Source organism: Bradyrhizobium sp. STM 3809 (assembly GCF_000239795.1).
Classification (GTDB): Bacteria; Pseudomonadota; Alphaproteobacteria; order Rhizobiales; family Xanthobacteraceae; genus Bradyrhizobium.
On the sequence record NZ_CAFJ01000511.1, the window covers coordinates 1 to 7,444 of the forward strand.

General features: G+C 63.2%; 8 protein-coding genes and 2 tRNA genes. 7 read left to right on the plus strand and 3 right to left on the minus strand.

The genetic code is table 11. The features are described 5' to 3' along the window. The first annotated feature begins 417 nt into the window (after positions 1 to 417). From BRAS3809_RS23810 to BRAS3809_RS23835, 6 genes are all read left to right on the plus strand, one after another. Positions 418 to 492 (plus strand) — tRNA-Asn (locus BRAS3809_RS23810). 222 nt (positions 493 to 714) lie between these two features. Next, positions 715 to 1,218 (plus strand): NUDIX hydrolase, encoded by a 504-nt coding sequence (locus BRAS3809_RS23815; RefSeq protein ID WP_008964590.1) that lies wholly within the window; start codon positions 715 to 717, stop codon positions 1,216 to 1,218. A gap of 56 nt (positions 1,219 to 1,274) precedes the next feature. Continuing rightward, entirely contained in the window at positions 1,275 to 2,096 is an 822-nt protein-coding gene (locus BRAS3809_RS23820) for an EamA family transporter (protein WP_008964591.1), read from the plus strand. A 221-nt stretch (positions 2,097 to 2,317) separates the two neighbouring features. After that, on the plus strand, positions 2,318 to 2,764 hold the full coding sequence (locus BRAS3809_RS23825; protein WP_008964592.1) for a response regulator: 447 nt from the start codon (positions 2,318 to 2,320) through the stop codon (positions 2,762 to 2,764). After that, positions 2,761 to 3,177: a response regulator gene (locus tag BRAS3809_RS23830; RefSeq protein WP_008964593.1), complete on the plus strand. Its 417-nt coding sequence runs from the start codon at positions 2,761 to 2,763 to the stop codon at positions 3,175 to 3,177. The genes BRAS3809_RS23825 and BRAS3809_RS23830 overlap by 4 nt, the downstream gene beginning before the upstream one ends. Before the next feature lie 443 nt (positions 3,178 to 3,620). Continuing rightward, a complete protein-coding gene (locus BRAS3809_RS23835; RefSeq protein WP_008964594.1) occupies positions 3,621 to 3,800 on the plus strand; it encodes a hypothetical protein in 180 nt (59 codons plus the stop codon). 234 nt (positions 3,801 to 4,034) lie between these two features. Here the strand turns inward: BRAS3809_RS23835 and BRAS3809_RS23840 are convergent, their stop codons facing one another. Both BRAS3809_RS23840 and BRAS3809_RS23845 read right to left on the minus strand, forming a co-directional pair. Beyond that, entirely contained in the window at positions 4,035 to 5,777 is a 1,743-nt protein-coding gene (locus BRAS3809_RS23840) for a methanol/ethanol family PQQ-dependent dehydrogenase (RefSeq protein ID WP_008964595.1), read from the minus strand. Positions 5,778 to 5,900: 123 nt separating this feature from the next. Next, complete coding sequence (locus BRAS3809_RS23845; RefSeq protein ID WP_008964596.1) at positions 5,901 to 6,476, minus strand: QcrA and Rieske domain-containing protein; 576 nt, start codon at positions 6,474 to 6,476, stop codon at positions 5,901 to 5,903. Between the two features lie 368 nt (positions 6,477 to 6,844). Here BRAS3809_RS23845 and BRAS3809_RS23850 point away from each other — a divergent pair. Continuing rightward, positions 6,845 to 6,918 (plus strand) — tRNA-Cys (locus BRAS3809_RS23850). Between the two features lie 48 nt (positions 6,919 to 6,966). On the opposite strand, the gene BRAS3809_RS23855 is transcribed toward BRAS3809_RS23850, so the two are convergent. Then, positions 6,967 to 7,146 carry a hypothetical protein gene (locus BRAS3809_RS23855; protein ID WP_008964597.1) on the minus strand — a complete coding sequence of 60 codons (180 nt, stop codon included), beginning with the start codon at positions 7,144 to 7,146 and terminating at the stop codon, positions 6,967 to 6,969. Positions 7,147 to 7,444: the final 298 nt, after the last annotated feature.

The following is a 7,444-nucleotide window of genomic DNA, read 5'->3' on the forward strand; positions in this document are numbered from 1 at the left end:
CCGATGAGCTGCACGATCTGGTCGAGACGCTCCGAATCGCCGCGCCTCACGGCATCGGCCAGCCGGTTCAGGCACTCGTCATCGCTGAGTCGCTCGACCGGATCGGGAATCAGCGAGGGCGCGGCGACGGCTTGGGTGTACTGGACGATGGTGTTCGGCATCTGACGACACTCCTGACCCCGGCAGAGGCATGTTCCATCGAAATATCGATGCCGGCCTGCCGCCCTCCAAGTGAAATTCCTGTCATCCAACTGTGGGCGCAGGCTGCCTATCCAGCGTTCAAAACCGATCTAAGCCACTGATTTTTCGTCAAAATGCTAAAACGCCGGCAATTGTCACCAAGACGCGATTTCGTTCTATGCAAGGCGAAAAGGCTTTGTTATACGCAGCGCCGTTCGCGAAGATTGCTTCGCCTGTTCCTCGGTAGCTCAGCGGTAGAGCATTCGACTGTTAATCGAATGGTCGCTGGTTCGAATCCAGCCCGGGGAGCCATTCCGGCTCTCGCCGAATGGTTCTCATTCGCCTCCCTGCTCCATTATGATGCACGTCCGCGATCATGCCGGCCCTGATTGGTAGGGTCGCTGCTGCATCCAACAACCGTCTTCGTCTGCCTCGACTCACGTGTGGCGCGTACGGCGCTGTGGCCGCCGGCGCCTTGACGAGATATCGGCGCTCGGGCAAGCGGGACCAACCTGTTGCCAGCGACGAGCCGCAATGCCGATTTCCGATCATCTCAAGGCCGTCCGCAGCAAGATCGGCCACGACCTGTTGGCGACGACGGCGGTGTCCATCTCCGTGTTCGACGACACCGGCCGCATTCTGCTCGGGCGCGACGCAGAGACAAACCTGTGGACGCTCCCCGGCGGAGCCATCGATCCCAACGAGCATCCGGCCGACGCGGCCAGCCGCGAATGCTTCGAGGAGACCGGCCTGGTCGTTCGACCGCAGCGGCTGCTGGGTGTTTTCGGCGGTCCGGAATTCCTCATTCGCTATCCGAATGGCGACCTGACCTATTACACCGTGATCGCGTTCGAGGCCGTCATCGTGGGCGGAGCGCTCACGCCCGATGGCGACGAGATCGCAAGCCTGCGCTTCGTCGACCGGCAGGAATGGGAGCAGCTTGCGGTGTCGCCGTCGAGCCGAATCATCTCGCGGCAGGCGTTCGCCCATGACCAGGTCCCCTACTTCGCCGCAACCGGCTGGCGGCCCGAGACCTGATCTCGGCGGATCGAGCAGCGAGGCTTGCGACATTGGATCCCCTTGCCGCGACTCTGATGCTGCTCGCCGGTCTGCTTCACGCCACTTGGCATGCGATCGTCAAGACCGGAGGCGGCCTCTCGATTCTCGCAGGGATGGGGCTTGTGAGCGGCATCGTCGCCATGCCCGTCTTGTTCTTCGTCCCGGCGCCTTCCGCGTCGACCTGGCCGATCATATTGGTCTCGCTCGCCCTTCACGCCGGATACAAGGCCAGCCTCGCAGCAGCCTACAGATCCGCGGAATTCGGCCGGGCCTATCCGATCGCGCGCGGCACCGTGCCGCTGTTTGCAGCGCTGTTCGCCTTTGTGGCGTTGCAGCAAATTCCAGCGCCGGGCCAGCTCGCCGGTATCTCAATGATCGTTCTTGGCATTTTCGGCCTTGCGCACGACCGCCTCGAGCGAATGATCGACCGCCGGGCGCTTTGGGCGGCAATCTGCGCCGCCGCCATGGTCGCCGGCTACTCGGTCGTCGATGCATCCGGCACGCGTCAGCCGGAGGGCTGGGGATCATTCACCGCCTGGATCATCGTGCTCGACAGCATCGTGTTCTTCATCCTGGCTGCCCTCTATCGCGGACCGGAGATTTGGGGAGAGCTCCGTCACGCACGGCTTCGCGTGCTCGTCGCGGGCCTCCTCGGGCTCATCTCCTTCGCCGTGTTCTTGTGGGCATTGAGCCGCAACCCCATCGCCAACGTGGTGGCTTTCCGCGAGTGCAGCGTTCTGTTTGCGACTCTGCTCGGCGTGTCGTTCCTGAACGAGCGCGCGACACTGCAACGGCTTGGTTGCGCTGCGCTGATCGCAACCGGCCTCGTGACGATCGCTCTGCTGAAGCCGGCCTGACCAAGGCAACTCGGGGAAGCCACCCGACATTGCCTGCTCATTCGGCGCGGAATTGTGCACGATAGGAAACATATAAAAGCTACGGGATCGATGCCCGTAAAACTCCTGGTTGCAAAGCTCATCCAACTAATTCAGTGTTAATCACTTTGTCATTTTCGAGTCTCAGCCCATTGTCTTCGTAGCGTGAGCGTCCTTCAGTCCCGCTGATACTGAGGTGGCCCATGCCTACCGTCCTCATTATTGATGATGATTCTGCCACGCGCGCAGCGCTGGAAACATTGCTGAAGAAGAAGCGGTTCTGTGTGTTCCTTGCGCCGGACGGACCGACCGGCATCCGATTGATCGGCAGCGTATCGTTCGACGCGGTCGTCATCGACATGTTCATGCCCGGCATGGATGGAATCGCGACCATTCGCGAGTTGATCAAGATCGACCCGACTGTGCCGTTCATCGCGATCTCCGGCTACGCCTTCACCGACAAGACGCAGGGAGCTCCCGACTTCCTCGGCATGGCGATCAAGCTCGGCGCCACCGCGGCACTGCAGAAGCCGTTCGACATCCTCGATCTGCTCGAAGCGGTCGACAGCGCGATCGAGGTTCGCCAGCGCCTGCTGCACGAAGCGCGACAACCCGGCACTGAATCCACATCTGTCAGGAAAGCCTCATGACGAACATCCTGGTCGTTGATGACGAAGTCGGTGTCTGCTGCGTGATTCAGCACCTCCTGGTTCGCGAGGGCTACGCCGTCACCACGGTGACCGACGGTCGTCTGGCCATGGATGCCGTGGCGCGCGACGATTTCGCGGCGGCCCTGATCGACCTCAATCTTGCCGACATGGACGGCAACGACGTGATCCGGGCCGCGCGTGCGGCCCGGCCGAACATGCCGATCGTCATGATGTCCGGCATGGTGCTGGAATCGGACCGAGGATCTGCCGAGTTGCTCGGCCTGCCGGCCCGAATCGTCGGGTTGCATCGTCTGGCCAAGCCGTTCAAGCCACGCGATCTGTCGCAACTGATGCGCGACATCCTCGCGCAAGAAACGGTCTGTCCGGACGCTGCGGTCATGACACGCCAGTGAGTCGCTGGGAAACGCGGCGAGTAGCCCTTCCCTCCGACCGGCGCACTGCCTGACAACGGTTGAAACCGCAGCTGTGCTGCCGGGTTCTCGATTCCGGATGAGTGCCCGCCGCGAGGGAGAGCTGCTCCGCGACCGGCATGACGTCCTGCCGGCTGGCGACACCTGTCCGATGCGCCTCGCCGATGGCGCCCGCTCCACATGCAGGATTCCCGCGGCATTCGCCCATCGGCGGCCGAGCCCGCGCGCAGTTGGCAGCGCCGGTAAAGTTCCATCAGGATGTGAGATCGTTCACAGCAGAGATCTGCAGACTGCGGTACCTTCATGCGCGAAAGACACCGGTAACCAATTAGGCGCTTCGGGCTGGATCGTTCGAATTTGAACGATCTGCTCAATTTGAACACAGTGGAGCTTTGGCATCGTCCGTGCGGTTGCGCGAGGTCACGATGAACGAAGCCGAATACGAATTGTTGATGGACGTTGTAAGAACGGCTATTGCGCCGGAACTCGAGATCGATTCCATGGCCCGCATGTTTTCAGTTCTACCGCTGCCGAAGGCTGCCAACGACAATCAGGGCGCTTGGCCACTGATTCCGTTCCCGGACGGGTGGTTCGCCGCCTGCTGACGCGATCGGAGAATCGTCTCGCGACCACAAGCCTGTCGAGGCGTTCGGATCGTGCTGCCGTGTCCTTGTTCGAGGAGGCCAGGACGATCCGCAATCGCAGGCGGCAAGCCGTAGTCTGCGCCGCGTGCCAAGCCACCTTCTCTCCGGACTGTCGCTCGACGTTTTGATAGTTGACGGATCGCATGGTCCCTGCGCGGCGACGGCAGGTGGCCGTCGCCACGCGGAGTACCTCAGCTATTTCTTGACGGCGAACACCCAGACCACGCCGCCCTGCGGGACGTTGTCCTCGAGACCGGTGTTGCCCTTGGCGAGCGCATCCTGGATGCGTTGCGCGTCGACGCCCCAGCCGGACTGGACGGCGATGTACTGGGTGCCGTCGACCTCATAGGACACCGGCATGCCCATGATCCCGGAGTTCGTCTTCTGCTCCCACAACAGCTCTCCGGTCTTGGCATGGAAGGCCCGGAACATCCGGTCGTTGGTCCCGCCGACGAGGACGAGGTCGCCGCCGGTCGCCGTCACCGAGCCGAACAGCTGCGACTTCGGGAAGTTGTGCGACCACACCTTCTTGCCGGAAGCCGGATCCCAGGCCTGCAACTCGCCGAAATGGTCGGCCCCAGGAAGCACCGTCAGCCCGATGTCCTCGGCCTTGGTGCCGAGCCACAGCTGTCCGGGAACGAGCGGCAGCTTCTCGCCGGTGAAGCCGCCGCAGAAATTCTCGTTCGCGGGCACGTAGACGAAACGCGTCTTCTGGCTGTAGGCCGCCGACGGCCAGTCCTTGCCGCCCCACAATGATGGACAGAAATCGACGCGCTTGCCGAGCGTCGGCTTGTGGGCGGGATCGACGACCGGTCGTCCAGTCTCCGCCTCGATGCCCTTCCAGACGTCGGTGTGGACGAAGGTCCAGCCGTTGACGTAGTTGATGCGCTCGGGCGTGCGCTCGAGCACCCAGAAGATGGCGTCGCGGCCGGGGTGGATCAGGCTCTTGAAGCTGCGGCCGTCGCGCTGCAGGTCGACCAGCATCGGCGCGTCGACCTCGTCCCAGTCCCATGAGTCATTCTGGTGATACTGGAAATGCGTCTTGATCTTGCCGGTCGCGGGATCGAGCGCGATCACCGAGCTGGTATAGAGGTTGTCACCGGGATGCAGTCCGCCCGGCCACGGCGCGGCGTTGCCGACACCCCAATACACTGTCTTGGTGTCCTTGTCGTAGGTGCCGGTCATCCAGGCGGAGCCGCCGCCATTCTTCCAGTCGTCGCCGCTCCAGGTGTCATGCCCGGGCTCGCCCTCGGCCGGGATCGTGAAGGTGCGCCACAGTTCCTTGCCGTCTTCGGCGTCGTAGGCCGCGACGTAGCCGCGCACGCCGAATTCGCCGCCGGAGCCGCCGACCATCACCCTGCCGTCGACGATGAGCGGCATCAGGGTCAGATACTGGCCCTTTTTGTAGTCCTGGACCTTCTTGTCCCACAGCACCTTGCCGGTCTTGGCGTCGAGCGCGACCAGATGGTCGTCGGTCGTGGCGAGATAGAGCTTGTCCTGCCACAGGCCGACGCCGCGGTTGGTCGGATGCAGCTGGAACAGGTCCTCGGGCAGCTCCCGCTTGTAGCGCCAGTACTGATCGCCGGTCTTGGCATTGAGCGCGATCACCTGGCCCATCGGCGTCGTGACGAACATGACGCCGTTGTTGACCAGCGGCGGCGCCTCGTGTCCCTCGATCACGCCGGTGGCGAAGGTCCAGACCGGCACCATGCTCTTGACGTTGGTGGTGTTGATCTGGTCGAGCGGGCTGTAGCCCTGGCCATCATAGGTGCGGCGATAGAGCATCCAGTTGCCGGGTTCGGGATTTTCAAGGCGCGCAGGCGTGACCGGACTGTAGTTCTCGATCGGGCCGGCGTTGGCGGCGGGTGCGGCCAGACAGGTGAACGCGACGGTGCTCCACAGGAGCCATTGCTTGATCGTCGTGGACGTGATGGACATGGATAAACCTCCCCTGCTTTCGTTTTCGCTTCTTTGCGCGTCGTGACGGTTCTCACGACGTTTCGGTCCTGACGACCGTTGCGGTCGTGACGATGCGATTCCGATAGGCGCACGAGATTCTCATCAGCCCTGCTGGCCACCTACCTTTCCGATGAAGGGGGCGGCGACCACGAGCGCGCCGTCCTGGATGACGAGAGGCAGCGCGGCGAGCCGGCGCGGCGCAGGACCGAACACGACCTGCGCGCCGCGGCGCGGGTCGTATTCGGAGTTGTGGCACATGCACTTGAAGACATCGTCGTTGCCCTCGCTGGCCTTGATCCAGGCCGTCACCGGGCATCCCGCATGCGAGCAGATCGCCGAATACGCCACGATGCCATCCGCGGCGCGCGGACGCGTGTCATCGTCGAGTTCGTTGGGTTTGAGCCGGACGAGCAGCACCTCGTTGAGGCGCGATCCATCGCGCACGATGGCATTCACCGGATCCTTCGGCCACGCGTGAACCGGGGGCTCCCCGAGCTTCATGTCGCCAAGCGTGATCGTCTGACCTTCGCGCTCGCCTTCCGAGAAGACGAGCACGTCGCCCTTTTGCGGCCGCTTCTCCTTGCGAGGATCGTCATCATCCGCCGCCGCGGCAGCGACAGATGCGCAGACGCCAAGCGTGCCGAGAACCACCGAACGGCGTGTCGGGTGATCGTCCATCGTTGATCTTTGCGCATGATGTGGTGTGAGTTCAGGGAATGCTGCTGTTCAGCCCGCGTCCCGCAGCGCACCTTGACATAGAACAACTAGATCAACACAACCTGACGAAATCAAGGCGCGCTGCGCGATTCCGCCGCGATCTGTCCAACAATCGTCGCTGCCCTGCGTCATCGCCGGCGCAGGATTGTTGCGTGTCGCTCCGTTGCCGGAGGTGTCTCACGCGTCGACAGCGTGGTGCCGATCTCGGTCACCGCGACCGCTCACGCGGGTGGCCATGGGGGAGCCGGACCTGGGGGATCTGCCAGCTCGGATGGGCTGACGAGAGTGGTTGCCTAAGCGCGCGATTGCCTATATTGCTCCGCCCACAAGGCCACGTGGCGGAGTGGTTACGCAGCGGTCTGCAAAACCGTTTACACCAGTTCAATTCTGGTCGTGGCCTCCACTCAATCAAATCAAGCGGTTAGACCATCCGTTCGGCGGGACGCCGGTGCTAGACCGGCAGATCGTCGATGCCGCCTGGATAGAGCGACGGACCGCGCGGCCATGCCAGGATGGCGCCGCGTTGCCCTGGTCCGCCGCCCGCAGCCGACGGCTCGGCGGCCGTGCGGTTCACGCGCCGACTGGCGTACTCCCGGAACTGCACCACGTTGGATTTCTCAGCGTCCTGCATAGCCTCTCGTCCTCTTGCTATGCTGCAATGCAAGAAGCGTACCTTCGTTCCATGAATAGCTGGTTAGGGCGCGGTCAGCCCCGGCTCCGCCCGGCGGCGGTCGCGGGATGTGGATACGGGAGATTGGAAGAAGATGCCAGGCGGCATCAGGACACATTCGTTCGCCCTCGCGATCGCTCCCTCCTCGCATCGGGACTCGGCCGGGCCGCGGTCCTTCTGCGTCATGCGACGAGCAAACGAGGCCGGCGGTCGCGTCCAGGAATGTCCGACTCGGTTTGGTTGCGCCGCTGTGGTAGCG